The organism is Streptomyces sp. NPDC048484 (genome assembly GCF_040651415.1).
Taxonomy (GTDB): Bacteria; Actinomycetota; Actinomycetes; order Streptomycetales; family Streptomycetaceae; genus Streptomyces.
Genome location: NZ_JBEZJY010000011.1, coordinates 31,622 through 57,071, shown reverse-complemented (window position 1 = coordinate 57,071; position 25,450 = coordinate 31,622). Strand labels below are relative to the sequence as shown.

General features: G+C 71.6%; 25 protein-coding genes. 14 read left to right on the top strand and 11 right to left on the bottom strand.

What is annotated here, in order from left to right; translation table 11 throughout:
• Nucleotides 1-18 precede the first annotated feature (18 nt).
• On the top strand, nt 19-783 hold the full coding sequence (locus AB0D14_RS13495; protein WP_362778196.1) for a response regulator: 765 nt from the start codon (nt 19-21) through the stop codon (nt 781-783).
• Between the two features lie 124 nt (nt 784-907).
• Nucleotides 908-1,687: a DUF1963 domain-containing protein gene (locus AB0D14_RS13490; RefSeq protein ID WP_362777963.1), complete on the top strand. Its 780-nt coding sequence runs from the start codon at nt 908-910 to the stop codon at nt 1,685-1,687.
• Between the two features lie 33 nt (nt 1,688-1,720).
• Here the strand turns inward: AB0D14_RS13490 and AB0D14_RS13485 are convergent, their stop codons facing one another.
• Nucleotides 1,721-2,500, bottom strand: coding sequence for a DeoR/GlpR family DNA-binding transcription regulator (locus tag AB0D14_RS13485; RefSeq protein WP_362777962.1), 780 nt, complete (start codon nt 2,498-2,500; stop codon nt 1,721-1,723).
• A gap of 107 nt (nt 2,501-2,607) precedes the next feature.
• Between AB0D14_RS13485 and AB0D14_RS13480 the strand changes: the two genes are divergently transcribed.
• Both AB0D14_RS13480 and AB0D14_RS13475 read left to right on the top strand, forming a co-directional pair.
• Complete coding sequence (locus tag AB0D14_RS13480) at nt 2,608-3,492, top strand: sugar isomerase (protein WP_362777960.1); 885 nt, start codon at nt 2,608-2,610, stop codon at nt 3,490-3,492.
• An 11-nt stretch (nt 3,493-3,503) separates the two neighbouring features.
• Nucleotides 3,504-4,358, top strand: a complete 855-nt coding sequence (locus AB0D14_RS13475) for a class II fructose-bisphosphate aldolase (RefSeq protein WP_362777957.1) — start codon at nt 3,504-3,506, stop codon at nt 4,356-4,358.
• Between the two features lie 33 nt (nt 4,359-4,391).
• Here AB0D14_RS13475 and AB0D14_RS13470 read toward each other — a convergent pair whose 3' ends face one another.
• Together AB0D14_RS13470 and AB0D14_RS13465 are read right to left on the bottom strand one after the other, a co-directional pair.
• Entirely contained in the window at nt 4,392-4,688 is a 297-nt protein-coding gene (locus tag AB0D14_RS13470; RefSeq protein WP_362777954.1) for a hypothetical protein, read from the bottom strand.
• Complete coding sequence (locus AB0D14_RS13465) at nt 4,685-5,464, bottom strand: phytanoyl-CoA dioxygenase family protein (protein WP_362778193.1); 780 nt, start codon at nt 5,462-5,464, stop codon at nt 4,685-4,687. The genes AB0D14_RS13470 and AB0D14_RS13465 overlap by 4 nt, the downstream gene beginning before the upstream one ends.
• Before the next feature lie 196 nt (nt 5,465-5,660).
• Here AB0D14_RS13465 and AB0D14_RS13460 point away from each other — a divergent pair, with 196 nt between their 5' ends.
• Nucleotides 5,661-6,455: an AraC family transcriptional regulator gene (locus tag AB0D14_RS13460; RefSeq protein WP_362777953.1), complete on the top strand. Its 795-nt coding sequence runs from the start codon at nt 5,661-5,663 to the stop codon at nt 6,453-6,455.
• A gap of 15 nt (nt 6,456-6,470) precedes the next feature.
• Here the strand turns inward: AB0D14_RS13460 and AB0D14_RS13455 are convergent, their stop codons facing one another.
• On the bottom strand, nt 6,471-7,616 hold the full coding sequence (locus AB0D14_RS13455; protein ID WP_362778191.1) for a methyltransferase: 1,146 nt from the start codon (nt 7,614-7,616) through the stop codon (nt 6,471-6,473).
• Between the two features lie 87 nt (nt 7,617-7,703).
• On the opposite strand from AB0D14_RS13455, the gene AB0D14_RS13450 reads away from it, so the two are divergent.
• Entirely contained in the window at nt 7,704-8,405 is a 702-nt protein-coding gene (locus tag AB0D14_RS13450; protein WP_362777950.1) for an alpha-ketoglutarate-dependent dioxygenase AlkB, read from the top strand.
• Between the two features lie 39 nt (nt 8,406-8,444).
• Nucleotides 8,445-9,686, top strand: a complete 1,242-nt coding sequence (locus AB0D14_RS13445) for an ROK family protein (protein WP_362777948.1) — start codon at nt 8,445-8,447, stop codon at nt 9,684-9,686.
• Between the two features lie 131 nt (nt 9,687-9,817).
• On the opposite strand, the gene AB0D14_RS13440 is transcribed toward AB0D14_RS13445, so the two are convergent.
• Entirely contained in the window at nt 9,818-10,282 is a 465-nt protein-coding gene (locus AB0D14_RS13440; RefSeq protein WP_362777946.1) for a DUF6223 family protein, read from the bottom strand.
• A 230-nt stretch (nt 10,283-10,512) separates the two neighbouring features.
• On the opposite strand from AB0D14_RS13440, the gene AB0D14_RS13435 reads away from it, so the two are divergent.
• Nucleotides 10,513-11,658, top strand: a complete 1,146-nt coding sequence (locus AB0D14_RS13435; protein WP_362777945.1) for a histidine kinase — start codon at nt 10,513-10,515, stop codon at nt 11,656-11,658.
• Nucleotides 11,655-12,317, top strand: a complete 663-nt coding sequence (locus AB0D14_RS13430) for a response regulator transcription factor (RefSeq protein WP_362777942.1) — start codon at nt 11,655-11,657, stop codon at nt 12,315-12,317. The genes AB0D14_RS13435 and AB0D14_RS13430 overlap by 4 nt, the downstream gene beginning before the upstream one ends.
• Before the next feature lie 75 nt (nt 12,318-12,392).
• On the opposite strand, the gene AB0D14_RS13425 is transcribed toward AB0D14_RS13430, so the two are convergent.
• Both AB0D14_RS13425 and AB0D14_RS13420 read right to left on the bottom strand, forming a co-directional pair.
• Nucleotides 12,393-13,331, bottom strand: coding sequence for a sigma-70 family RNA polymerase sigma factor (locus AB0D14_RS13425; RefSeq protein ID WP_362777939.1), 939 nt, complete (start codon nt 13,329-13,331; stop codon nt 12,393-12,395).
• A gap of 10 nt (nt 13,332-13,341) precedes the next feature.
• The gene (locus AB0D14_RS13420; protein ID WP_362777936.1) at nt 13,342-14,553 is read right to left on the bottom strand and encodes an FAD-dependent oxidoreductase; all 1,212 of its coding nucleotides are present in this window, start codon (nt 14,551-14,553) and stop codon (nt 13,342-13,344) included.
• A gap of 361 nt (nt 14,554-14,914) precedes the next feature.
• On the opposite strand from AB0D14_RS13420, the gene AB0D14_RS13415 reads away from it, so the two are divergent.
• Genes AB0D14_RS13415 through AB0D14_RS13405 form a run of 3 tightly spaced genes read left to right on the top strand, consistent with a single transcriptional unit; the run spans nt 14,915 to nt 18,593 of the window.
• Nucleotides 14,915-15,250, top strand: a complete 336-nt coding sequence (locus AB0D14_RS13415) for an SHOCT domain-containing protein (protein ID WP_362777934.1) — start codon at nt 14,915-14,917, stop codon at nt 15,248-15,250.
• A complete protein-coding gene (locus tag AB0D14_RS13410) occupies nt 15,247-16,035 on the top strand; it encodes an ABC transporter ATP-binding protein (RefSeq protein ID WP_362777931.1) in 789 nt (262 codons plus the stop codon). Before AB0D14_RS13415 ends, AB0D14_RS13410 begins: the two co-directional genes overlap by 4 nt.
• A complete protein-coding gene (locus AB0D14_RS13405) occupies nt 16,032-18,593 on the top strand; it encodes an FtsX-like permease family protein (RefSeq protein ID WP_362777929.1) in 2,562 nt (853 codons plus the stop codon). The genes AB0D14_RS13410 and AB0D14_RS13405 overlap by 4 nt, the downstream gene beginning before the upstream one ends.
• A gap of 122 nt (nt 18,594-18,715) precedes the next feature.
• Here the strand turns inward: AB0D14_RS13405 and AB0D14_RS13400 are convergent, their stop codons facing one another.
• Together AB0D14_RS13400 and AB0D14_RS13395 are read right to left on the bottom strand one after the other, a co-directional pair.
• Nucleotides 18,716-19,252, bottom strand: coding sequence for an ATP-binding protein (locus tag AB0D14_RS13400; protein WP_362777926.1), 537 nt, complete (start codon nt 19,250-19,252; stop codon nt 18,716-18,718).
• Between the two features lie 220 nt (nt 19,253-19,472).
• Nucleotides 19,473-19,811: a hypothetical protein gene (locus tag AB0D14_RS13395; RefSeq protein WP_362777923.1), complete on the bottom strand. Its 339-nt coding sequence runs from the start codon at nt 19,809-19,811 to the stop codon at nt 19,473-19,475.
• 363 nt (nt 19,812-20,174) lie between these two features.
• Here AB0D14_RS13395 and AB0D14_RS13390 point away from each other — a divergent pair, with 363 nt between their 5' ends.
• Nucleotides 20,175-21,308, top strand: coding sequence for a PLP-dependent cysteine synthase family protein (locus tag AB0D14_RS13390; RefSeq protein ID WP_362777921.1), 1,134 nt, complete (start codon nt 20,175-20,177; stop codon nt 21,306-21,308).
• A gap of 58 nt (nt 21,309-21,366) precedes the next feature.
• Here AB0D14_RS13390 and AB0D14_RS13385 read toward each other — a convergent pair whose 3' ends face one another.
• Nucleotides 21,367-21,849, bottom strand: coding sequence for an SRPBCC family protein (locus tag AB0D14_RS13385; protein ID WP_362777919.1), 483 nt, complete (start codon nt 21,847-21,849; stop codon nt 21,367-21,369).
• A gap of 64 nt (nt 21,850-21,913) precedes the next feature.
• Entirely contained in the window at nt 21,914-22,762 is an 849-nt protein-coding gene (locus AB0D14_RS13380) for a DeoR/GlpR family DNA-binding transcription regulator (protein WP_362777917.1), read from the bottom strand.
• Between the two features lie 422 nt (nt 22,763-23,184).
• On the opposite strand from AB0D14_RS13380, the gene AB0D14_RS13375 reads away from it, so the two are divergent.
• The gene (locus AB0D14_RS13375) at nt 23,185-25,449 is read left to right on the top strand and encodes a hypothetical protein (RefSeq protein WP_362778188.1); all 2,265 of its coding nucleotides are present in this window, start codon (nt 23,185-23,187) and stop codon (nt 25,447-25,449) included.
• Nucleotide 25,450 lies beyond the last annotated feature (1 nt).

Sequence of the window (25,450 nt, the reverse complement as noted above, 5' to 3'; positions counted from 1 at the left end):
AGGGCCGAAATGATCAGTATGTCCGAAACGATCGGCACGTCCGGTACATCCGGTACGTCCGGCACGATCGACGTGCTCGTGGTGGACGACGACTTCATGGTGGCGCGGGTCCACCGCGCCTTCGTCGATCGCGTCGAGCCGTTCCGCGTCGTGGGTGTCGCCAGCACCGGCGAACAGGCTGTCCGCGCCGTCGACGAGCTGCGCCCCGACCTCGTCCTGCTCGACCTGTATCTGCCGGACCTCTTCGGCCTGGACGTCATCCCCAGGCTGCGTACCGCCGGCCACGACTGCGATGTCATGGTCATCAGCGCCGCACGGGAGGCGGACACGGTGCGTGGCGCCGTCCGCCACGGCGTCGTCGACTACCTCCTCAAACCGTTCGAGTTCGAGGACCTGCGCGCCCGGCTCGACCGTTACGCCGGCCGGCGTGGCCGTCTGCTCGCCACCGTCGTGCACGGCCAGGCCGACGTCGACCGAGTGCTGGCCGGAGCTGCCGTGCCGACCTCGACCGTCGGCACACTGCCCAAGGGTATGAGTGTGGAGACGGCAGCGCTGATCGAACGTACTCTCCGGACCGCGGAGAACACCCTGTCCGCCGCCGAGTGCGCGACGCTGGCCGGCATCTCCCGCGTCAGCGCCCGCCGTTACCTGGAGCACTTCCACACCATCGGCAGCGCCGACGTGACCCTGCGCTACGGAGCGGCGGGGAGACCCGAGCGCCGTTACCGCTTCCGAGGGCACGCGAAGTCGCGGCAGCGGCCCGGCGATGAGGCCCGTGCCTAGACCGCGCGTACCCGTTTGTCCGGCGTGACCTCGGCCCGGTGGGGGCCTTGCCGGCCGTCGGGTGTGCCGTTCCCGGTGACTGGGGACGGCCTGCTTGTCAGTGGCCCGTGGCACGATCGCGGGTATGACATCGGTCGACGAACGGCTCGTTCATGAGGCGGCCGACAGGTACGGCGTTCCCGGTCCTGTCGTTCAGGAGGTGATGGCCCGGTCCCGGCCGTGTCTCCACCTGGTGCCGTACGAAAGTCTGTCTCCGTCCCGGCGGGAGAACGCCCGCCCGGTCGGCCGCTCGGGCGGGCTGCCCTTGTTGGCGTACGGGACCAACTGGCCAGAACCAGAAGTGAGAGAGCCGCTCGTACTGAGCCTCGACTGCGCGGCCCTGCCCCACGACGTCCTGGATATCGAACTGCCGGCCGACGGACATCTGCTGTTCTTCACCGCGATCGAATACCCGCCGGAGTCGTCCGTGGTCCTCCACGTCCCTGCCGGAGCACCGACCACCGAGCGCTCCGCGACGTATGAGTTCCACGACGAGAGCATGGAGATCACGGTCTACGAACCGGGCGACCTGTACCCGGTGGCCGGCCTGAGCCTCGACAGGGAGTTGGGCCCGACAACGAGCGCCTTCCTGCACGAGATCGGAGACGGAGAAGCGCTGTACCGTTTCAGGGAAGCCGTCCGCGATGCGGCCTCCGGCGAAACCCGCGTCGGCGGCTGCGTACAGCTCGGCGGGTTCTCCGACCCGTGGGACATGGCACCGGACGAGGGAGACTTCGTACTCCTCGCACAAATACCCGGGCAGGCGATCGACTACGACGTCTTCACCATGAACCTGATCGTGGGCACCCGTCAGGACATTGCCGCCCGACAGTACGCCAGCCTCCAGTACGACCAGCAGTGCTGAGCCGCATCCGAGTCGCGGACGGTGTCCGACAGCTCAGACCATGACGACCTTGACGCCCGCCTCCTCGAACCGCTCCACCGTCTCCCTGTCCGCAGCCGCGTCCGTGACCAGTGTGTCCACCGCGCCGGCCGGGCAGATGCGGGCGAAGGCCCGGCGTCCCAGTTTGCTGGAGTCGGCGGCGACGATCACGCGCTCGGCGCGCTCGCACAACAGGCGGTTGATCGCGGCCTCCGCTTCGTCGGTCGCCGCGGCGCCGTGGGTGACGTCGAAGGCGACCACGCCGAGTACGGCCACGTCGAGCGAGATCTGGCCGAGAACGCCGTCGGCCAGCGGGCCGACGAGCTCGTACGACTGCGGTCGGGCGACGCCACCGGTCAGCACGATCTTGAACTGGGGGCGTACGGCCAGCTCGTTGGCGATGTTGAGGGCGTTCGTGACGATGGTGAGGGCCGGTGAACCGGAGGTGAGGTCGCGGTGTACGGCCAGGGCGCGGGCCACGTCCGTGGTGGTCGTGCCGCCTGTCAGGCCCACCACCTCACCGGGAGCCACGAGGTCCGCCACCGCCTTCGCGATGCGCTGTTTCTCCGAGGCGTGGCGGGCCGTCTTGTAGCGCAGAGGCAGCTCGTACGACACGCCGTGCACGACCGCGCCGCCCCTGGTGCGTACGAGCATCTGCTGCTCGGCGAGCTGGTCGAAGTCGCGCCGGATCGTCGCGGCCGACACCGCCAGATCGGCCGCCGCCTCCTCGACATCCAGCCGGCCGCGCTCGACGAGCAGTTCCAGGAGTGCCTGCCAGCGGGCGTCGCGCGACATCCGTACTCTCCATCCATCGACCAATGCTTGATTGTGCTTGAAAACTCGCTATATCTTGCAAGAGTAATCATCCTGTCAGGGTGATTATCCCACTGGGAGGGTGCGGCGTGAGCCATGTCGAGGAAGAACTGATGACCCAGCCCGAGTGCTGGGTCCGGGCCGCAGGGGAGGCCGGGGAGCACGCGTCCGTGCTGCCCGCGGCGGGGGAGCGTGTCGCGCTGGTCGGCTGCGGCACCTCGTGGTTCATGGGGCAGGCCGTGGCGGCACTGCGCGAGCAGGCGGGGCAGGGCGAGACGGACGCCTTCGCCGCCTCCGAGTTCCCCCATGGCCGCTCGTACGACCGCGTGATCGCCCTGACCCGTTCAGGCACCACCACCGAGGTCCTCGACCTGCTCGGGCGGCTGAAGGGGCGGACGCGCACGATGGCGGTCACCGCGGATCCGCGGACTCCCGTGATGGGAGCGGCTGACGACGTCGTCGTACTCGACTACGCCGACGAGCGGTCCGTCGTGCAGACGCGGTTCGCGACCACAGCGCTCACCCTGCTTCGCGCGCATCTCGGCCTGCACACCGACGCCGTCGTGGCCGACGCCCGTACCGCGCTGGCCGACCCGTTGCCCGAAGGGCTCGTCGACTGCGCGCAGTTCACCTTCCTGGGGCACGGCTGGAGCGTCGGGCTGGCGAACGAGGCCGGCCTCAAGATGCGCGAGGCCTCCCTGGCGTGGACCGAGGCCTACCCGGCGATGGAGTACCGGCACGGCCCGATCAGCGTCACCACCGCCGGTACCGCGACCTGGATGCTGGGCGACGCACCCGAAGGGCTGGCGCAACAGGTCCGCGACACGGGGGCGTTGTGGGTGGAAGGCGGCCTCGACCCGCTCGCCGAACTCGTTCGCGCCCAGCGCCTCGCCGTGGCTGTCGCCGCGGCCCGGGGACTCGACCCCGACGAGCCCCGCCACCTCACTCGCTCGGTCATTCTCACCACGCCCTGAAGGGACGGTCCATGCCACTCGCAGCAGCCGGTGAGCTGGTCGCCCGGGCCGCCGCCGCCCGAACCGCCGTCGCCGCGTTCAACGTCATCACCCTGGAACACGTCGAGGCCGTCGTCGCCGGTGCCGAGGAGGCGAACGCCCCAGTCATCCTGCAAATCAGCGAGAACGCGGTGAAGTTCCGCCGCGGACGGCTGCTCCCGCTGGCCCGCGCGGCATCCGCCGCGGCCGAACAGGCGGCCGTCCCCGTCGCGTTGCACCTCGACCACGTCCAGAGCGACGGTCTGCTCCGACAGGCGGCGGACGCCGGATTCAGTTCCGTCATGTACGACGCCGCTCGTCTTCCCTATGCCGAGAACCTCGCCGCCACCCGGGCCGCAGCGGACTGGGCCCATGCCCGAGGGCTGTGGATCGAGGCCGAGTTGGGCGAGGTCGGCGGCAAGGCGGGGCAGCCGCCGCTGGACGCCCACGCCGCGGGTGCCCGTACCGACCCGGCCGAGGCCCGCGCCTTCGTCGCTGACGCGGGCGTGGACGCCCTGGCCGTGGCGATCGGCAGCACGCATGCCATGACCACGCGCACCGCCACCCTCGACCACGACCTCCTGGAGCGCCTTGCCGCAGCCGTCGACGTACCGCTCGTGCTGCACGGCTCGTCCGGCGTCCCGGACCCCGAGCTGAGGGCGGCCGTCGCCGGTGGCATCACCAAGGTGAACGTGGGAACCGCGCTGAACATCGCGATGACCGACGCGATCAGGGAGTTCCTGACCGCGCACCCCGAGGCGGTGGACTCGCGCAAGTACCTCGTGGTGGCGCGCGAGGCCATGGCGAGGGCGGTGGCGCGGATCGTCGGCGTTCTGGACGCCCGCTGACGAGCCTGCCGCCGGGGCCGCCGACGTGCCCGCTTACGGGGCCGCCGGCGTGCCCGCCGGCGTGTCGACGAGCCTCTCGAAGAAGAACTCGTGCTTGAGGAACGACACGTCGTACTCACCCCCCGGATACGGCGGAATCAACTGGGCCGCCTGGAACAGCCGCCAGCCGTCCAGCAGCGCGTCCACGCCGGTCGCGTACGGGGGTTCGTCGCTGTCCCCGGTGGTCGGAGAGGTGCGGCCCGTGCCGTCGTACACCGACCAGCCGACCACCGGGGAGTCCAGCGCCGACGTACCCAGGTAGAGGACCAGCACCTGCTGACGGGTACTCATGCGGCGCCCTCCTGCGGGCGGTTGGAAACACGGGTGACCCAGTGCTCAAGGTCGAAGGACTCGTCCCCGGTGAGTGAGCGCCACAACAGCACGCGGTTGTAGAGCTCCAGACGGCCGGTGGCGGGTTCGTACCAGGGGAACGTCGTCGAGAGTTCCCCGGCCACCCGCGGGTCGGCGAGGTCCGAGGTGTCCCACAGGCGTCGCTGCCGTACGGCCGGATTGAAGCGGATCTTGAACATGTACCGCATCGCGTCGCTGTCGTTGCGCCGCCCGCCGTGCCAGAGACCGTGGTGCAGAAACACCACGGTGCCCGCCGGGCAGACGAGCCGTGTCTGGCCGAGCAGGTTCTGGTAGCGGCCGGTGTCCGACTCGTTCGTGCGCCGCAGGTGGCTGCCCGGCACACTGAGGGTGCCGCCCATGTCCAGGGTCACGTCCTGCGGGTAGTACATCAGCTGGATGTCGAAGGCGTCCGTGCGGACATCGATGATCGCGTCACCGTGCAGCGGCTGCGCCGAACCCTCGTGCGGCTCACGGACGTGCACCGCGTGGTGGTCGACGCGCGGCCCGGGGCCCACGAGGCCGCGCAGGACCCCGGCCACCGCCGGAACATCGAGCAGCCGTCGCACGAACGAGCCCTCGGGATAGGCGTCCGCCACCGTGCTGCCGTACGGCACGTCGGGTACGCCCCGCTCCAGGAAGCCGACCGCCTCGGCGTTCATCGGCGCCGGGACCACCGCGTCCAGGCGCAACGAGCCGTGAGCCACGAAGCGGGCCATCCGCACCGAGTCCAGGAGGGGAGGGCGTTCGGGATGTGCCGGAGCGTGCTCGGGGTGTGCCGGAGGGCGCTCGGGATGTGGCGGAGCGTGCTCGGGGTGTGCCGGACGATGCTCGGGATGCGTCATGGGCCGACCGTACGGAGCGGGAGCCGTGCGGCGCGTTGGTCCGTTTCACCACCACTGGTAGTTTTTCACCATGCGGGAGACACTCATCCACCTGGGCGAGCCGCCCGTCGTCGCCAATGCGGGCGTGGGCGTGCACGGTGTCGCGAGCCGCACGGACGTCTTCCGCCTGCCCGAGCTGTGGCAGCTGCACCTGTACCAGTACGAGGCCGAGCTGACCGTGGACGGCACACCGCACCTCATCCGTCCCGGCCGGGTGGGTCTCGTACCACCGGGCACGACGGTCCGCTACCGCTACCAGGGCCGTTCGGAGCACCTGTACGCACACCTGCGCATCGCCCCCGCCGGGGCGCCGCGCACCGTGCCCGTGCTGCAGGACGCCGGAGCCGAACTCCCGATGCTGACCGGCCTGTTGCTCCAGGCGGTCGCCTCCGCACCGGGCGAACCCGAACGCACCCGGGCCGAGATCTGGACCGCTCTGTGGCGTATCGCCCATCTCGCTCCGGCCGCCGAACGCCCCGGCCCGCACCCGGCCGTCACCGCCGCGGTCGCGTACGTCGAGGCGAACCTCGCCGCCCCGCTCACCGTGCCCGCCGTGGCCCGGGCCGCGGGCGTCTCGCACAACCACCTGACCCGGCTCTTTCGCGCGACGACGGGCACCACGGTCGTCGCGTACATCCGCCGCCGCAGGCTCGATCGCGCCCGCCACCTGCTGCGGGCCTCGACCCTGTCCATCCCGGCGGTCGCCGCGTCGGTCGGCATTCCGGATCTGCAGGCCTTCAACAAGGCCTGCAGACGGGAACTCGGCGGGTCCCCGCGAGCCCTGCGCGGCGAGAGCGGAACGGCGCCCGAGTCACTGCCTGTCTGAGCCCGACCGGCCTTCTTACTGCTTGACGGCTTTGAGGACCACGAACTTCGTGTCGCTCGCGACCAGCCGGCTGTTGCCGAAGAGGCGCCGCAGCTTCACGTGGTAGCCGAGATGACGGTTGCCGACCACCCACAGCTCGCCACCCGGCCGCAGCGCCCGGCGCGCCTCGCTGAACATCCGCCACGCCGTGGCGTCGGTCGTCGCCTGGTGCGAGTGGAAGGGCGGGTTGTTCAGGACCAGGTCGACGCTCGCGTCAGGGACGCCGTTCAGGCCGTCGTCGACGCGGAACTCCGCCTTGCCGTGATCCGCGGTGTCGTCGGTGTTCACCCGGTACGTCGCCTCCGCCGAGGCCACCGCCTGGTACGACTCGTCCACGAACAGCACCTCGCTCTCCGGGTGCGCCAGCGCCGCCGCGGTACCGACCACGCCGTTTCCGCAGCCCAGGTCCACGACCCGCCCGGCACCCCGCTCGTACGGCAGATGCTGGAGGAAGAACCTGGTACCGACGTCCAGGCGCTCGGCGCAGAAGACGCCCGCCTCGTTGACGACGGTACGGCCGGAGACGGGGCCGATGCCGTCGGGCAGCGTGTAGCTGAGCGGCCAGGGGTTCGCCGGGCGTACGAGCCCGGGGTTCGGTGTGCACAGGACGAGCCGGGCCTTCTTCTCGGCCAGCGACGTCCGGGTCGGTCCCAGGATCCGCTCGAACAGCTTGAGCGTCGAGGTGTGGATCTCCTTGACCATGCCGGTGCCGACGACGACCGTCCCCTCGTGCACGGCGGGTGCCAGCCGCAGCAGCTGGTCCTCCAGGAGCGCGAGGCTCTTGGGGACGCGCACCAGCAGCACGTCGACGCGCTCGGGCGCCGGGTCCTGGGTGGTGAGAAGTCGTACGGATGCCAGGTCGGCGCCGTTGCGCGCCAGGTTGGCGCGGGTCGCCTCCCGTGTGAGGTACGAGTCGGTGATCTGCACCGGCCCGTGTGCGCCGAGGGCCGTGGTGAGGGCGCCCCAGCGGTCACCGACCACGACGACCGTGCCTTCCAGCGACTGGCCGTCGGCTGCGAGATGCTTCAGCAGATACTCGTCGGAGGCGTCCCACGCACGGAGCTGGTCACGGGAGTCCTCGGGGAAGCGCGCCAGCATCAGCTCGGCCGAGGGGGTCGTCATACGGTCGGTCATCGGGTCCAGGCTAGCCGAGGCGCAGATCAGGGCGGGGCGGCGGCCCGGTGCGCGGACTGCGCGAGGATGGGGAGCATGGACGCCGAACTGTTTCCCAGGAGCCGGACGGAGATCGCGCCGGGTGCGGTACACCTGCCGGACTGGCTGACATCCGAGCGTCAGGGCGAGCTCCTGGAGGCCTGCCGCGACTGGGCCCGCCCGCCTGCCGGGCTGCGCACGGTCCGTACACCCGGCGGCGGCACCATGACCTCCCGGCAGGTCTGCCTCGGTTGGCACTGGTATCCGTACGGCTACGCGGCGACGGTCGTCGACGGGGACGGGGCGCCCGTGAAGAAGCTCCCCGCCTGGCTCGCGGAGCTGGGGCGCCTGGCAGTGCGGGACACCTTCGGAGACGCTGCCGACACGGCAGGGGCCCCGGCACCGGCACCAGCACCAGCACCTTCGTACGACTACGACTACGACATCGCGCTCATAAACTTCTACGACGCCGACGCCCGCATGGGTATGCACCGCGACAGCGACGAGCAGTCCGACGCCCCGGTGGTGTCGCTGAGCCTCGGCGACACGTGCGTCTTCCGCTTCGGCAACACCGGGTCGAGAGGTCGCCCCTACACGGACGTGGAGCTGCGCAGTGGCGACCTGTTCGTGTTCGGCGGCGCGTCCCGGCTCGCCTACCACGGTGTACCGCGCGTCCACGCGGGCACGGCGCCGCCCGAGTTGGGACTGACGGGCCGTCTGAACGTCACGTTGCGGGTGAGTGGCCTCGGAGCCGTCTGACCGGTCACCGGGCGACCGGATCATGGGAGACTCGCCCTCATGAGCGGCAATGCGACCCCCAGCGCGGCGGGAGAAGGAAGCACCAGGACACGGCTGGACCGAGGGCGGGGTGCGCTCGGACCCGCGTTGGAGCTCGTGCACACCGGACGCGCGCCGACACGCGCCGTGCTGACCGCCGAGCTGGGCGTCACGCGCGCCACGGCGGGCGCGGTCGCCGCGGAGCTGGAGGCGCTCGGTCTGATCCACGTCGACGCCCGCCCCGGCGCCGCCGCCGGCTCGCAGGGCCGCCCCTCACACCGCCTGGAAGTCGCCGTGGACGGCCCCGTCGCCCTCGCCGCCCAGGTGCACGCCGACGGCTACCGGGCCGCCCTGGTGGGCCTCGGAGGCCGGATCGTGGCGACCGCTCCCGGCTGCGAGACCGTGGACGCCGACCCGGCGAAGGTGCTCGGCTCGGTCGTGGAGGCGGGCGCCGAACTGCTCCGGCAGACGGGACGCCGCTGTGTGGGTGCCGGCGTCGCCGTCCCGTCGGCCGTCGCCGAACCCGAGGGCACCGCGCTCAACCCGCTCCACCTGGCCTGGCCGGCAGGCGCGCCCGTGCGGGAGATCTTCGCGGAGTGCGTCCGCGCGGCGGGCATCACCGGTCCGGCGTTCGCCGCCAACGACGTCAACCTCGTCGCGCTCGCCGAACACCGGCACGGCGCGGGCCGCGGCGCCCGCGACCTGCTGTGCGTGGCGACCGGGCACCGGGGTGTCGGCGGTGCGCTGGTGCTCGACGGGCGTCTGCACACGGGCAGTTCGGGCCTCGCGCTGGAGGTCGGCCACCTCACGGTCAGCCCGGAGGGCCGTCCCTGCCACTGCGGCAGCCGGGGCTGCCTGGACGTCGAGGCGGACCCCCTGGCGTTCCTTACGGCGGCCGGCCGTGACCCCGGCCCCGAGGTGTCACTGCTCCAGCAGGCCAACGAGCTGATCCGTGACCACTACGCCGACCCGACCGTACGCACTGCCGTCGAGGCGCTGATCGACCGGCTGGGCCTGGGTCTCGCGGGCCTGGTCAACATCCTCAACCCGGACCGCATCATCCTCGGCGGCCTGCACCGCACCCTCCTCGACGCCGACCCGGAGAGGCTGCGGGCCGTCGTGGCGGACCGGAGCCTGTGGGGGCAGAGCGGCGGCGTACCCATCCTGGCGTGCACGCTGGACCACAACAGTCTTGTGGGGGCGGCCGAGTTGGCGTGGCAGCCGGTGCTCGACGACCCGATCGCGGCGCTGGCACACACTTGAGGCCGACGTGAGACCCGCGCGACCCCGACATCGTCACCAACCTGAGCCGGCCCGGGCCCCCTCGGCCCTCCAGCCTCCTCGGCCCCCCACAGCCCCCTCGGCCCCCCCCGGGCCCCTCGCCCCCGCCCGGTCTACCTCGGGTCGTTGTGGCTCAGTACGGTGTGGCGGGAGCGGGCCAGAGCCAGCCCGCCAAGGGCCATGGCGATCAGCCCCACGATCAGTGCCACGATGGCTCCGCCCAGCCCGTTGCCGGTACCGAGAGAGCCGTCGGAGGTTCCTGCCACCAGCCCGCCGAGGGCCACGGCGATCAACCCCGCCGCGAGGGCCACGCCGACTCCGAGCCGCCCGTTGTGCGTGCCGAAACGACCGGCGGGGCGGGCCAGCGCCAGCCCGCCGACGACCATGCCGATCAGCCCCAGCACGGCGGCCGTGGTGGCCCCGAGCCGCCCGGCGCTCATGGTGTAAACACTGGCGGCGGACGGCTGGGCAAAGACGTGTGCGGCAGCCGGTGCAGCCAGCGCGAACACCCCGAGCAGTGCGATGCCGACCGCGGCGAACAGCAGTCGGACCGACCTCAGGGCTACTGATGAACTCATGTCCCTCTCCTCTTTCGGACGTCTCGATTCCCAGGTGGGGCTGGTGTCTGATCCTGGCCGCCGGACCCATCGCCGGTCGTCCTGCAGGCGGAGGCACTTCGGGCTGCCGCAGGTGGCGCATCCGGCTGCTGCGAGTGGCGCAGGCGCCGGAAAGGTACTGCGGGTGCGGTAGGCGACCGCTCGTCCGCGAGCGGGACTCGCACGCAGCGGCATCCGGCTAGGGTCCGCGTATGACCACAGGGCGGTTCAGCGTTCGGGCCGATGTCAGAGACTGGGCGATCGCCGTTGGTGTGGCGGCGGCGCTGCTGGTCACAGGAGTTTCCGAGGGACACTCCGCCACGGGACTCGACCTGCTCGGCTACGCGCTGCTGGCGGTCGGCGGCCTGGCGCTGGCCGCACGCAGCCGTGCTCCGGTTCCCGTTCTGGCCGTCACCGGGTTGTGCGCGCTGGGCTACCAGGCGGCCGGTTTCGATGTGCCGGCCGTCTCGTTCCTGTTCGCGGTGTACGCCGCGATGCGGACCGGACACCACATCGTCACGGTGACCGCCTCCGTGGCCCTCCTCGTCACTCTCCCGCTCGCGGCCCTGGTCTCCCTGCACGACGCGAGCGAGGCCCTCGCGCAGGCCCGGGGCGCCCTGGAGATCGCCTGGCTGATCGCGGCCGGTGCAGCGGGGGAAGCCCTGCGGCAGGCCGAGCGGCGGGCGGACGAAGCCGAGCGCACCCGGGAGGAGACAGCGTTACGCCGCGCGGATGAGGAGCGGCTGCACATCGCGCGTGAGCTGCACGATTCGCTCACACACCAGATCTCGGTGATCAAGGTGCAGTCCGAAGCCGCCGTGCACGTGGCCCGCAAGCGCGGCGAAGAAGTACCGCAGGCGTTGCTCGCAATCCGGGAGGCCGGTCGTGAGGCGTCCCGGGAGTTGAGGGCGACCCTGGAGGTGCTGCGCGACGACGACAGGACGCCGCCGCAGGGGATCGACCACGTCCCGGACCTGGTGGAACGGTCTCGTTCGACCGGCTTGGACGCGACGCTGACGATCGAGGGACAACGGCACGAGGTGTCGGCGGCAGTGGGCCGGACCGTGTACCGGATCGTGCAGGAGTCGCTCACCAACATCGCCCGTCACGCGGATGCCGCCACAGCGTCGGTGCACATCGGCTACCGTCCCGGCGCCCTGACCGTACGAGTCGATGACGACGGCAAGGCCACACCGGACACCACTCCGGCGCCCGGCATCGGACTGCTCGGCATGCGCGAACGTGTCACCACCCTCGGCGGTCGCCTGCACACGGAGCCGCGCGGCGAGGGCGGCTTCACCGTCCACGCTGAACTCCCGGCGGTCCACGCTGAACTCCCGGCCGACGGACCATCATGATCCGCGTCCTGCTGGTCGACGACCAGCCCCTCCTGCGCAGTGGATTCCGCGCGCTCCTCGACCTCGAAGACGACATCGAGGTGGTGGCCGAGGCCGCCGACGGGAAGGAGGGGCTGGCTCTGGCCAGGGAGTTCCTGCCCGACATCGCGCTCATCGACATCCAGATGCCGGTCATCGACGGCATCGAGGCAACCCGGCTCATCGCCGCGGACCCGACCCTGACCGGGGTACACGTCGTCATCCTGACCAACTACGGCCTGGACGAATACGTCTTCGACGCGCTGCGCGCCGGCGCCGCCGGATTCCTCGTCAAGGACATCGTGCCGGAAGACTTCCTCCACGCCGTACGGGTCGCGGCGCGCGGCGACGCCCTGCTCGCGCCCTCGATCACCCGCAAGCTGATCAACCGCTATGTCACCCAGCCGCTCCACACCGGCGCCGCCACGGAACTGGAAGGGCTGACCGGACGCGAACGCGAGGCAGTCACCCTGGTCGCGCAGGGACTGTCCAACGAGCAGATCGCCCAGCACATGGTGATCAGCCCACTGACCGCAAAGACCCACATCAACCGGGCCATGACCAAACTCCACGCCCGCGACCGAGCCCAACTCGTCGTTCTCGCCTACGAATCCGGCCTGGTAACCCCACGTAACCGCTGACCCCGCTGACCCCGACGGCCCGCAGCCGCCGCCCGACTCCGCCGTGATCCGCTCGGATGGCGGCGCAGACGCCGGTCACCACTGGTGGATTGGCGGCGCGTCGAGTTCGTGTTGCCGCCACATCCCGGTGAGGCGGGTGAGCCGTTCCGGGGCGGCGAAGCCGTGCAGCGCCGACACCTTGCCGTCGCTGATCTCGAACGCCGCGGCGCCCACGATCCGGTCGTCGAGCACGGCGAGCACGGCGGGCCAGCCGTTGACCTGCCCGATGTGGAACGCGGGTGAGCCGCCGGCCAGGCGCCGCTTCGCGGGAGTGGGTTTGAAGGCGGTGCGCATCATGGTGGCGACGCGCTCGGGGGTCTCGTAGCGCCACAGTGTCCTGGCGAGTCCCGCGCCGTCGGAGACCGCGGTCGCGTCGTCGGTGAGAAGCGCCACCAGACGTACGGTGCTTCCCGAGGCCGCGGCGGCGAGGAACTCGTCAAGGACCTTGCGCGCCGACGCCGGGTCGACCTCACCGCCGCCGCGGCGCGCGGCCACGACCCGCCGCCGGGCCCGGTGGACGTGCTGCTGGCTCGCGGACTCCGAGATGTCGAGAATCCCGGCGATCTCGGAGTGGGGGTAGGAGAACGCCTCGCGCAGGACGTAGACGGCCCGTTCGACCGGTGACAGCCGCTCCATCAGGGTCAGGACCGCGAGCGACACGGATTCGCGCTGCTCGAAGGTGTCGGCCGGGCCGAGCATCGGGTCGCCGTCGAGAAGCGGCTCGGGCATCCAGGCGCCGGCCGCGCGTTCGCGGCGCACCGGTGCCGAGCGGAGCCGGTCCAGGCACAGGTTGGTGACGACTTTGGTCAGCCACGCCTCCGGCACCTCGATCCGCTCCCGGTCGGCGGCGTGCCAGCGCAGATACGCGTCCTGCACGATGTCCTCGGAGTCGGCCGCCGAGCCGAGCAGACGGTATGCGAGCGAGGCCAGCCGTGCCCGGCCGGCCTCGAAGCGATCAGCGGCGGTGCTCTCCATGCGGACGACCCTATGCGGCAGCGTTCTCGGGCGCGGTGACGGTCGCCGTGGTTCCGGCGGCCGCCGTGGCGGCGCTGAGGCGGCGCTTGCGTCTCGGTATGCCGAAGGTCGGGTGCGAGGTGGCCCACAGACTGGTCCTGAGGATGCCGGCTTTGAGCCGCGCGGCCTTCCGGCCGCCGAACCAGGACTTCGCCCGTGCGTCGTGATCGACCTTCTGGAAGATCGCGTCGTACCGCCCGAGGCTGATGTGGTTGTACACGTAGGTCTTCTTGACGTGCGGAATCCCGCGTCCGGTCAGCCGTCCCACGATCGCTTCCGTCGCCTGCATGTTGGTGAACCCCGCCGAGGCGCAGGACATCGGCAGCGGCCGGCCGTTGTCGCCGATCGCGTACGCGCTGTCGCCCGCGGCGTAGACGTCCGGGTGCGAGGCCGAGCGCATGCGATCGTCGACGACGATCCGGCCGTCCTCGGTGACCTCAAGGCCGGCGGCGGCAGCGATGGGGGCGACGGCGAAGCCGGCCGTCCACACGGTCGCGTCGGCCGGGAAGGAGGTGCCGTCCGCGGCGACCGCGTACGTCGCCCCGACGGTTTCGATGCCGGTGTGCTCGTGGACGGTGATGCCCAGCCGGTCGAAGGTCTCGCGCAGGTGGAGCCGGGCTCCAGGGGAGAGCTGGGCTCCCAGTTCGCCGCGGGCGGCGAGCGCCACGGAAAGACCGGGACGCGACTCGGCGAGTTCGGTGGCGGTCTCGATGCCGGTCAGGCCCTCGCCCACGACCAGCACGTCGCCGGCTCCGCCCAGCTTGTCGAGGCGGTCGCGCAGCCGCAGCGCTGACGGCCGTCCCGCGACGTCGAAGGCGTGCTCGGCCACGCCGGGGACACCGTGGTCGGCGACCCGGCTGCCGAGCGTGTACAGCAGCGTGTCGTACCCGAGTTCGCCGTCACCGTCCTCGCCGGTCACGGCGACAGTCCGGCGCTGCGGATCGACCGCGGTGACACGCGCCACGCGCAGCCGTACCCCGGTGCCCGCGAACACGTCGGCGAGCCGCCGGGTCGCGAGTTCGCGGCCCGCCGCGAGCTGGTGCATGCGCATCCGCTCGACGAAGACCGGCTCGGCGTTGACGACGGTGATCTCGGTGTCGGCGGGCGCCAGGCGGCGGGCCAGGCTCCCGGCGGCGAAGGCCCCGGCGTATCCGGCGCCGAGGACGAGGACGCGGTGCTTCATGGTGTGGCTCCTGTCTGTATCGCTTGCCCCCTGAGCGGGACAGCGCGGCGATTCCTGACAGAAGCCGGGTGTGAGGTGGGTCACCGGGCCGGTGCAGGTGGCTCTCCGACGGCGCGCAGGAGGGCGCCCGTGCCCGGCTCCAGGTGCCATACATGCCGCCTTGGCCCGTGCCCGCCGCTGCAGGATCGCCGTCGAGACGCTGCCTGGGAGCAGTCGAAGCCCCCGTTCCTACTCCCACGGAGGTACGCGGACTGCCGCTGGCCGTACGACGACCTGGACCCCCTCCCGGCGGGAGCCTCGAAGCATCACCGGAACACCACTCCGGAACACCACACCGGAACATCCGAGGAGATGACTTCAGATGCAGACCCTGGCGCACTGGGACGGCGGGCCCGGCCCGTGGATCCTTCTCTTCCCGCTGATCTGGGCAACCGCCGTGATCGGTGTCGTGACCGTCCTGCGCCGCACGGTGTGGCGCGGCCGTCGTGGCCCCTGGCACGGCCCGGACCGGACCCGCCCGTCCGGCGACTCGCCGATCGCGATGCTCGGTCGGCGCTTCGCCTCCGGCGAGATCGACGAGGACGAGTACTGGCGCCGCCTCTCCGTCCTGGACGAGCAGTTCGGGCGCACGAGCCTGGACGAGCGCTACGGACGTACGGGCAAGGCGGGCAAGTCGGGCAAGGGCGGTGCGGTATGAGCACGGCGACCGCCACGAAGTCCACGCGGACCGCGGCGCGCGTCGCCGACGCCGTGAAGGTGTACGGCCGCGGTGACACCGCCGTGCGGGCCCTGGACGGGGTGAGCGTCACCTTTCCGGCCGGACGTTTCACCGCGATCATGGGGCCCTCGGGCTCCGGCAAGTCCACCCTGATGCACTGCGCGGCGGGTCTGGACACCCTGACGTCGGGCGCCGCCTTCATCGGAGACACCGAGCTGAGCACCCTCGACGACCGGCGTCTCACGCTGCTGCGGCGCGACCGTATCGGTTTCGTCTTCCAGGCCTTCAACCTGGTACCGACGCTGACCGTCGCCGAGAACATCACGCTGCCCATGGACCTCGCCGGCCGCGGGGGCGACCACGCCTCCGGCGAGTGGGTCGACGCCCTCGTGGACGTCGTCGGCCTGCGCGACCGACTGCACCACCGGCCCGCGGAGCTCTCCGGGGGCCAGCAGCAACGCGTCGCCGTGGCGAGGGCGTTCGCCGGACAACCCGATGTCGTCTTCGCCGACGAACCGACCGGCAACCTCGACTCGCGCTCCGGCGAGGAGGTTCTGAACCTTCTGGGCCGGGCCGTACGCCAGATGGACCGCACGGTCGTCATGGTCACCCACGACCCGGTTGCCGCCGCGCACGCCGACGAGGTCGTCTTCCTCGCCGACGGCCGCCTCGTGGACCGTATGGAGTCCCCGACGGCCGACAGGGTCCTGGACCGGTTGAAGGCCTTCGACAGCAGGAGCGACAGCAAGGGGGCTCCGTCATGAACGCGGCGGTACGGATCAGCGTCTCCTCCCTGCGTGCGCACAAGCGGCGCTTCGCCGGTACCTTCCTGGCGGTACTGCTCGGTGTCGCCTTCCTGGCGGGCACGCTCGTCATGGGCGACACCCTGCGGGCGAGTTTCGACTCGATGTTCGGCAGCGCCACGAGCGGCACCGATGCCGTGGTCCGCAGCGCCGGCACCATCACCACTCCGGACGAGAGCCAAGGCGTACGGCAGCCCGTCGACACCGGCCTGGTGACGGCGATCGAGCGGACCCCGGGTGTCGCGGCGGCCGCGCCCGACATCCAGGGCGCGGGCCAGCTCGTCGGCGCGAACGGCAAGCCCATCGGCGGCCAGGGCCCGCCCACCCTCGCGGGCAACTGGATCGACGACCCCGAGCTGAACTCCTACCGCCTGGCCGAGGGCCGTGCCCCGTCGAAGTCCGGCGAGGTCGTCGTCAACCGGGGCGCGGCCGAGAAGGGCGGCCTCCGGATCGGCGACACGACGACCCTGCGTACGCCCGACCCCGTCGAGGTGACGGTCGTCGGCCTCGCGACCTTCGGCGGCGCGGACGGCATGGCGCAGGTGACCTTCACCGGCATGACGCGCTCCGACGCCGAGAGGTACCTGACCGCGAAGCCCGGCGAGGCCGCGAGCATCCTGGTGCGGGCCGGGCCCGGCACGGATCAGCGGGAACTCGTCGACGCCCTGACCCCCGTACTGCCCGAAGGAATCGAGGCGATCACCGGTCAGGAGCTGGCCGAGGAGAACACCGACATGATCTCCGGCCAGTTCCTGACGCTCTTCACCACCTTCCTGCTGGTGTTCTCCGGCGTGGCGCTGCTGGTCGCGACCTTCTCCATCCACAACACCTTCGCGATCGTCGTCGCCCAACGCACCCGTGAGAACGCCCTGTTGCGTGCCCTCGGCGCCTCCCGCCGCCAGGTCACCGCATCGACTCTCGTGGAGGCGAGCGCCGTCGCCGTGGCCGCGTCCGCCGCCGGTCTCGCGGGCGGCATCGGTATCGCCGCCGGCCTGCAGGCACTGTTCCCGCTCATCGGATTCCCGTTCCCCGAGGGCGACCTGGTGATCAGCGCACTGTCCATGACCCTGCCGCTCGCGGTCGGCGTCGTGGTCTGCCTCGGCTCCGCGCTGCTTCCCGCCGTACGTGCCGGGCGCACCGCACCGCTGGCGGCGCTGCGCGAGACGTCCGTCGACCAGTCCGGGGCATCCCGGACCCGCGCCGTCGTGGGGAGCGGACTCTCCGCGACGGCGATCGCCCTCACCCTGACCGGCGTCGTCGTCAGCCCCTCCCTGTGGCTCGCGGGAGCAGGCGCGGTCCTGGCACTCGCCGCCTTCGTGGTCCTCGGCCCGGTCGCCTCCACCACCGCCGTACGCGTCCTCGGGAGCCCCCTCGACCGGCTGCGCGGCGTCACCGGCGGGCTGGCCAGGCGCAATGCCCTGCGCAGCCCCAAGCGGACCGCGGCCACCGCCAGTGCCCTGATGATCGGTGTCGCCGTCGTGTCACTGTTCACGGTCTTCGGTGCCTCGCTGAAGGCGACCATGGACCAGACGGTGTCACGGTCCTTCGCCGGCGACATCGCGGTGAGCACCCCGTCGTTCGGCGCGGGCGGCAGCGGTCTGAGTCCCGCGCTCGCCGGTGCGATCGCCGAGCGGCCCGAGATCGACACGGCGGTCGGACTCGGCCGCGGCGTGGCCGAAGTCGACGGCCAGGGAAGGGCGTTGACGGTCACGGACCCGGTCGCGCTGGAGCGGACCTTCGATCTCGGCGACGTACGGGGCTCGATGGGGGACCTCGGCGCCGACGGTATCGCCGTCACCGGGCAGGAGGCCGACAAGCGGGGCCTCAAGACCGGCGACACCACCCGGCTCACCTTCACCGACGGCAAGGAGGAGACGTTCGGCGTCCGCGCGGTCTACGGCCGGTCGGAGCTCGCCGGTGAGTACGTCATCACCCGCGAGGCATGGGCCCCGCACCGCACCCAGGACTCCGACACCGTGGTCGCCGTGACCTTCAAGGACGGCGTGAGCGCGTCCGACGGCAGGGCGGCGGTCGAGAAGGTCGCGACGGCGTACGGCAATCCCGAGGTGCAGACCCGTGACGAGTACGCACAGTCCTCGGCCGGTGCCATCGACATGATGCTCACCCTGGTCTACGCGCTGCTCGCGCTCGCGGTGCTCATCGCGCTGCTCGGCATCGCCAACACGCTGACCCTCGCGGTCCACGAACGCACCCGCGAACTCGGCCTGTTGAGGGCCGTCGGACAGACCCGGTCGCAGCTGCGCGCCATGGTCCGCTGGGAGTCGGTGCTGGTCGCCGCGTTCGGCACGGTGGGCGGGCTCGCGCTGGGCGGGTTCCTCGGCTGGGTGCTGGTCAAGGCGTCCGACGGGGCGTCGGACAGCACCTTCGCCTTCGCGGTGCCGCCGGTCCAGCTCCTCGTGGTCGCCGCGGTGGGCCTCGCGGCCGGCGCCCTCGCGGGCCTGCGCCCGGCCCGGCGGGCCGCACGCCTCGATGTGCTGCGGGCCATCGCCACCGAATGAACCGGGGTCCGGGCCTTCGTGCCCGGGAGGCGAGCCGGCGCCACCGGGCGATACGCGGACCACCGAGTGAGACACGGGCTCTGGGGGAGGGAACCGGAGAGGGAACCTTTGTCACCGCCCGGTCAGCCGGCAACGGCTGACCGGGCGGGAGCGTGTCCGCCCTGGAGCGCGTCGGCGGCGTGCTCCACCTCCACGAAGGCACGGACGGGCGATTCCACGACCGCCGCGTACGGCGGGCAGGCCGGCGGCAGTGTCGCCGTGGGGGAGGGGGCCGTCAGGGTGAACCACACGACCTTGCCCGCCTCGCCGTTCGGCCGCACACCCCAGCTCTCGCTCACCGCGGCGACCATCGACAGGCCACGTCCGCAGGTCGCGGTGGCGTGGGCGTCCCGCACCTCGGGAAGGCGGGGATCGCGGTCGTGCACCGAGACCGTGAGCCGGTCGAGCAGCAGCTCGATCTCGACGGTGCACAGCTTGTCGGGCCGGGCGTGCAGGTGGACGTTGGTCAACAGCTCGGTCACACCGAGCGCGGCCCGGTCTATCAACGGATCCAGATGCCAGTAGCGCAACTGCGCAGATACGATTCTGCGGACCTGGCCGATCCGCGAGGGCAGAGCATGGAGCTCCACCGTGCAATGCCTGCTTGGCTGGCTGATCACGCTGCGACTCCCCGAATTGAGGTCCGGAAGAAGACGAGTACGGATCCAGCGGGCTGCCTGCGCGCGCCGGCCGCCCTGCTGTCGATGGCCGGCGGGCTGGTTCGCAGCGTTATCGCCGGTAAACCCAGAGTGACGTGACAACAGAGTGACTCAAGAGGTGCGGCCCCGCAACTCGCGGTGTGCTCGGCGGCCAGGGCATCCTGCGGACTCCAGACAGGCCCTAGTGACTGCGCTCCGCCGTGCTACGCCCCGCCGCGTTGCGCACGGCCTCGATGAACCGGCGGGCCGCCGGTGGACCGGGTTCGCCGGGAGCCGGGTCGTGGTCGCCCAGGGTGAGCAGATAACGGGTGCCGTTGACGTCCGCCAGCGCCCGGTCCTCGTGGGCGAACCAGGGCTTCGACGCCCGGACCGCCTGCACCGGCGCGCTGTCGATCTCGCTGCCGTAACTGGTGAGCAACTCCAGCCTGCCGTCGCTGATCCGGACCTGTCCGGCCCGGGTGAGTGAACGCAGCCTCTTTCCGATCCGCACGCCTGTGGCTGTGAACTCCGGCTCCGCCATGTGCCCCGCCCCCTTGTGCGCTTCGGTTCGTGCGCTTCGCTCGTGCCCGTCGAGAATCCGGCGCGGATCCCCTTCCAGTGTCCGCCCCGTCCGGGAACGGTGCCCCGCGGGGGAGCGGCGTCCCGTGCGTGCAGTCTGCCCGCGCCGGGCGTCGAGCACCAGTGCGCATCATTGCGTGGCACATGCCCTTCGGCGCACTCGCGCGAATGCGCCCCCGAGCCTCTCTCACGACCTGCGGCACCAGCGGTTCCTTTGGGGTACTCAAAGGTATGTTTATGCAGGTGAGAAGCGTGCGGAAGGTGCCTATGATCGAGACGTCCGACGGTGTGACCCGGCGTCGGCGCAACGCGAAGGAGCCCCGCCGTGACCACCCCGCAGCAGGCCCGCCCCCACGAGCCGACGGCCACACTGGATGTCGATCACAGCGACGCGGAGTACCGGCACTGGCTCAAAGAAGCCGTACGGAAGGTCCAGGCCGACGCGAACAGATCGGCCGACACCCATCTGCTGCGCTTTCCGCTGCCCGAGCGTTGGGGCATCGACCTGTATCTCAAGGACGAGTCCACCCACCCCACCGGCAGCCTCAAGCACCGCCTGGCCCGCTCGCTCTTCCTCTACGGCCTGTGCAACGGCTGGATCCGTCGCGGCCGCCCCGTCATCGAGGCGTCCAGCGGCTCCACGGCCGTCTCCGAGGCGTACTTCGCCGGCCTGATCGGTGTGCCGTTCATCGCCGTCATGCCCCGCACCACGAGCCCTGAGAAGTGCCGCCTGATCGAGTTCCACGGCGGACAGTGCCACTTCGTCGACGACCCGCGGACGATGTACGAGGAGTCGGCGGCCCTCGCCACCGAGACCGGCGGTCACTTCATGGACCAGTTCACCTACGCGGAGCGGGCCACGGACTGGCGAGGCAACAACAACATCGCCGAGTCGATCTTCCGCCAGCTGGAGCTGGAACGGTATCCCGAGCCCGCGTGGATCGTGGCCACCGCGGGGACCGGGGGCACCTCGGCGACCATCGCCCGCTATGTGCACTACATGCAGTTCAACACCCGTATCTGCGTGGCCGACCCGGAGAACTCCTGTTTCTTCGAGGGCTGGACCACGGGCGACGCCGCGGTCACCACCGACTGCGGCTCGCGCATCGAGGGCATCGGGCGGCCGCGCATGGAGCCGAGCTTCGTGCCGGGGGCCGTCGACCGCATGATGAAGGTGCCGGACGCGGCGAGCGTGGCGGCCGTGCGGGCGCTGGAGCAGGCCATCGGGCGCAAAGCGGGCGGCTCGACCGGCACGGGGCTGTGGAGCGCGCTGAAGATCGTGGCCGAGATGGCGGCGGCGGGGCGCACCGGAAGCGTCGTGACGCTGCTGTGCGACCCCGGGGACCGCTACCTGGACAAGTACTACTCGGACGACTGGCTGGCCGGTCAGGGGCTGGACATCGCGCCCTACGCGGCCACGATCGAGTCGCTGCTGGCCACGGGGGTCTGGCCGGGCTGAGAAGTGCGCCGCCGGGGGTTGCTGCTACTGGCGGTCACGCGGCCCCACCCGAGTGCCGTCAGGGCGCGTGCGTCGAACCCAGCCGCCGGTCCAGTCTCGTCACCGCGTCGCGGAACGCCCGGCCCAGGCCCGGGCGGGCCGCCTTCATGCCGAGGCGGAACGCGGCTGTGCCGTCGGCGGCCCAGGTCCACTGCACCCGCGTACCGGAGCCGTCCGGTGCGAGCCGCCACTCCTCCACGAGGGCGCGCACGCCGGGAGCGTTCGTCACGTCGACGCGGTACGCGTACACCTTGGCGGGCTCGGCCGCGACGACTGTCTCCTCGAAGCGAGTGCCGCCCTTGAGACGGATCTGCCGCCCGGAGCCGTCGTCGGTCGAGCGTGCCGCCGACACGGCGGGAAACCACTGCGGCCAGCCGGTCACGTCCTCGGCCAGTGCGCCGTAGACCGCGCCGGGAGGCGAGGTCACCACCCTCGCGAACACCAGACGCACAGGAGCGGTCCCGACGAAGTCGAGTCCCACAGGGCGCAGTCGGTGAGCCATGCGCACAACCCCCTCGCGGGAACGAATACAGGACGAGGCACGGGCCACCATAGCTGGCGGCCCGTCAGCTGTCTGTACCGTCCTCGGACTCGGACCCGGTCTCGGGTTCCCCCGCCACCACCAGGCGCCGCAGATGCTCGGAGATCTCCGAGCGCGCCTCGGCGGGCAGCCCGTCGTCCGTCACCAGTGTGTCGACCTGTTCCAGCGCTGCGAACGAACTCAGGCCCACCGTGCCCCACTTGGTGTGGTCCGCGACCACGACGACACGCCGCGCGGACTGTACGAGTCGCCGGTTCGTCTCGGCCTCCGCCAGGTTCGGCGTGGAAAGACCCGCCTCCACCGATATGCCGTGCACCCCGAGGAAGAGCACATCGAAGTGGAGCGCCTCGATCGCCTGGTCGGCGACCGGACCCACCAGCGAGTCCGACGGCGTACGCACCCCGCCCGTCAGCACGACCGTCGCCGCCCCCTGCCGCTGCCCCGTCGTACGCTGCGCCGAGTGGAAGACATCGGCGACCCGCACCGAGTTGGTCACCACCGTCAGATCCGGCACGTCGAGGAGCTGATGAGCGAGCGCGAACGTCGTCGTGCCGCCCGACAGCGCGATCGCCGTGCCCGGCGCCACCAGCGCGGCGGCCGCCCGCGCGATGTCCTCCTTGGCCGTCAGCTCCAGGCTCGACTTGGCCTCGAAGCCCGGCTCGTGCGTACTCGCCTCGACCACCGGGACGGCGCCGCCGTGCACCTTCTCCACTGCGCCCTGGCGGGCGAGCGCGTCCAGGTCGCGTCGGACCGTCATGTCGGACACGCCGAGTTTCCTGGTGAGTTCGTTGACACGGACGCCGCCGCGCCGACGCACCTCGTCCAGGATCAGAGCGCGCCGCTGCTCCGCGAGGAGGTTCTGGTTCTCGCTCACGCCCGCTCCGGTTCCCTTCGTCCCGACCTGCTCGACATACCCCTGCAACGCCCCTGCGTCAGCACTGACAAGGTCGTTCCCTCCCACCTCTGGACCGCGGGACGCCTCATCCTCGCACGGGTCACCGCAGGTCGCGCCACTGCCTGTGGCGACTCGCACACGTCACGCTGTCATCTTGTGTTCGGCACTGTCGCACGGATCGGGGAGATTCCGTGACGAGTGGTGCGCACAGGGCCGGTGGAGAGCATCCTCGTAGCGGGACATGACACATGTCGTACGGGCATCACGGGGGAAACAGAACAGTGGAGCGTCAGCGGGGGCATGCCCCGAGCGATGAGGCGAACGGTTCCGAGCGGCGGCCGACGGCCGACACCGCACTCGAACTCCTGGTCCACGGTGTCGGAGGCACGACACCCCAGGAAATGCTGAACGATCCGCGCACGGTCCGGATCACCGGCGACGACACGGCCGCGGTCTTCCGCCGGGCCGACGACGCCGAAGCGGAGAAGAACGCGGCGCGGCGGCCCGACGAGCATCGGGGCAAACCGATCCCCGAGGCGTACGTCTGGTGCAATCTCACCTCGGGCAACGGCTCCCGGGCCCTGTGGCTGCTGCTCCTGCCGTTCATGGTGGTCAACCTCGCCCACTGGATGCGGCCCACGGTGAGCGACAACCGCAGGGCGGCGGTACGCCTCTACGGCCTGATCGTGCGCCTCGTGGGCCTGACCCTCACGGTGCTCCTGGTCGCCGCGGTCTGCGAGGTCGCCCTCGACCTGGCCGCATGGCAGTGCGCGGGTACGCGCTCGTGCGCCGGGGAACACTCCTGGCTCGGCTTCCTCTCCCCGGCGGTGTCGGAGAGCGGCTGGTGGAGCCAGCCAGGCCGCCGCCTCGCCCTCGCCTCACTGGTGCCGGCCGCGCTCACCGGCCTCCTCTGGTACCTCTCGCACCGCACCTGGCACGCGTACGAGTCCCAGCAGCCGATGGAGCGCGAGACCGAGCCGGAGGAGGAGAGCAGCAGGGCGGGACTGGGCCGCCCCGGCTTCTGGTACGGACGGCGTCTGGTGGCCCGGCTGCGCGTCGCACACACCGCCGCGGGTCTGCTGACGGTCGCCGCGGCGGTCGGCACCGCAGCCTCCCGTCACGACCGCGAGCCCGGCGGGCCGGCCGCCCTGGAGGTGCTCGGGCGGCTCCTGGACGCGACCTTCGTGGTGGGGGCGGCCGTGGTGCTGTGGGTGGTCTGCCGCCGGGGCCGCAGCGAGCACCGGCTCGACCGGCATCTCGACGCGGCCCTGGTGCGCTGGCTGCCCATCGGCTCGCTCGCCCTGCTCGCACTCACCCTTGTCTACGCCGGCTGGTCGCGCCCGGGCTGGCGATCGGGCCACCGGCTGCCCGGCGACACCACCTTCGGCACCATCGCGCTCGTCGAGTGCCTGCTGGTGATCGCTCTCGGCGTCGTGGCCCATGTCCTCTACCGCTCCCACCCGGACCCCCGTACCGCGATGCGGGGCCTCGCCGGGCCCGCCGTCGCGATGCTGGCCTGCGCCCTGGGAGGTGTGATGTCCGGCGGAGTCTCCCAGCGCGTCGCCGACTGGCTGGACGGCACCGGCGGAACCATCGAGGGACCGCCCGTGCTGCTGACCTGGCAGGCGTCCGTCATCCCGCCCCTGCTGCTCGTCCTGCTCGCCCTCGTCGGCTGGCTGGCCCGGCGCACCGTGCTGCTGCGCCGCACCGAGACGGCCGCGGTGGAACTCGCCTACGGGAACCAGCCCAAGGACGAGGCCACCACTCGCCGGATCGCGAGCATCCGCGCGATGGCCTCCCTCACCGACCGGGCGCCCCGGATCATCGGAATCACCTCCGTCGTGACGCTGATCCTGGGCGGTCTGGCACTCGCGGGCGCCATGGCCACCGGAGAGACCCCGGGCCGGGCGGCCGACGGCACGTACGCCGTCGTGCGGGGCGCGGCCGAGACCGCGCAGGCGCTCGGCTCCTGGCTGATCGGCGTCGGCTTCATACTGTTCGTCACCTGGGGCCGCCGCGCCTACAAGGACCGGACGGCCCGCCGGACCATCGGCATCCTGTGGGACGTCGGTACGTTCTGGCCGCGCGCGGCACACCCCTTCGCGCCCCCTTGCTACGCCGAGCGTGCCGTACCCGACCTGACCTGGCGCATCGCCGGCTGGACCGGTGACACCGGCGGCCGCCTCGTCCTCTCGGGCCACTCCCAGGGCAGCGTTCTCGCGGCCGCCGCGGCGTGGCAGCTCAAGCCGTCGGTACGCAAGCGGGTCGCACTGCTGACCTACGGCTCGCCGCTGGAGCGGCTCTACGGGCGCTGGTTCCCGGCCCACTTCGGGCCTGCCGCGCTCAGCGGCCTGCACCGGGACGTCGACTGCTGGCGCAACCTGTACCGGGCCACCGACCCCATCGGCGGTCCCATGCGGCTGCCCGGCGACTGTGGTCCCCAGGTCGACCACGAGGCCCTGGAGGACCCGCTCGCGTACGGCCGGACCGCGGAGCACCCGCTGCCGGCGCCGATCCTCGGCCACTCGGACTACCAGGCGGACCCCGCGTTCGCCGAGGAGCGGGAGAAGCTCCTCGCGCGGCTCAGGCCGGACGTCCCGGCACCACGCCCGTGCGGCGAGCCGGAAGAACCGCGGGGGCACCGGTCGGACCCGCCACCGGAGTAGA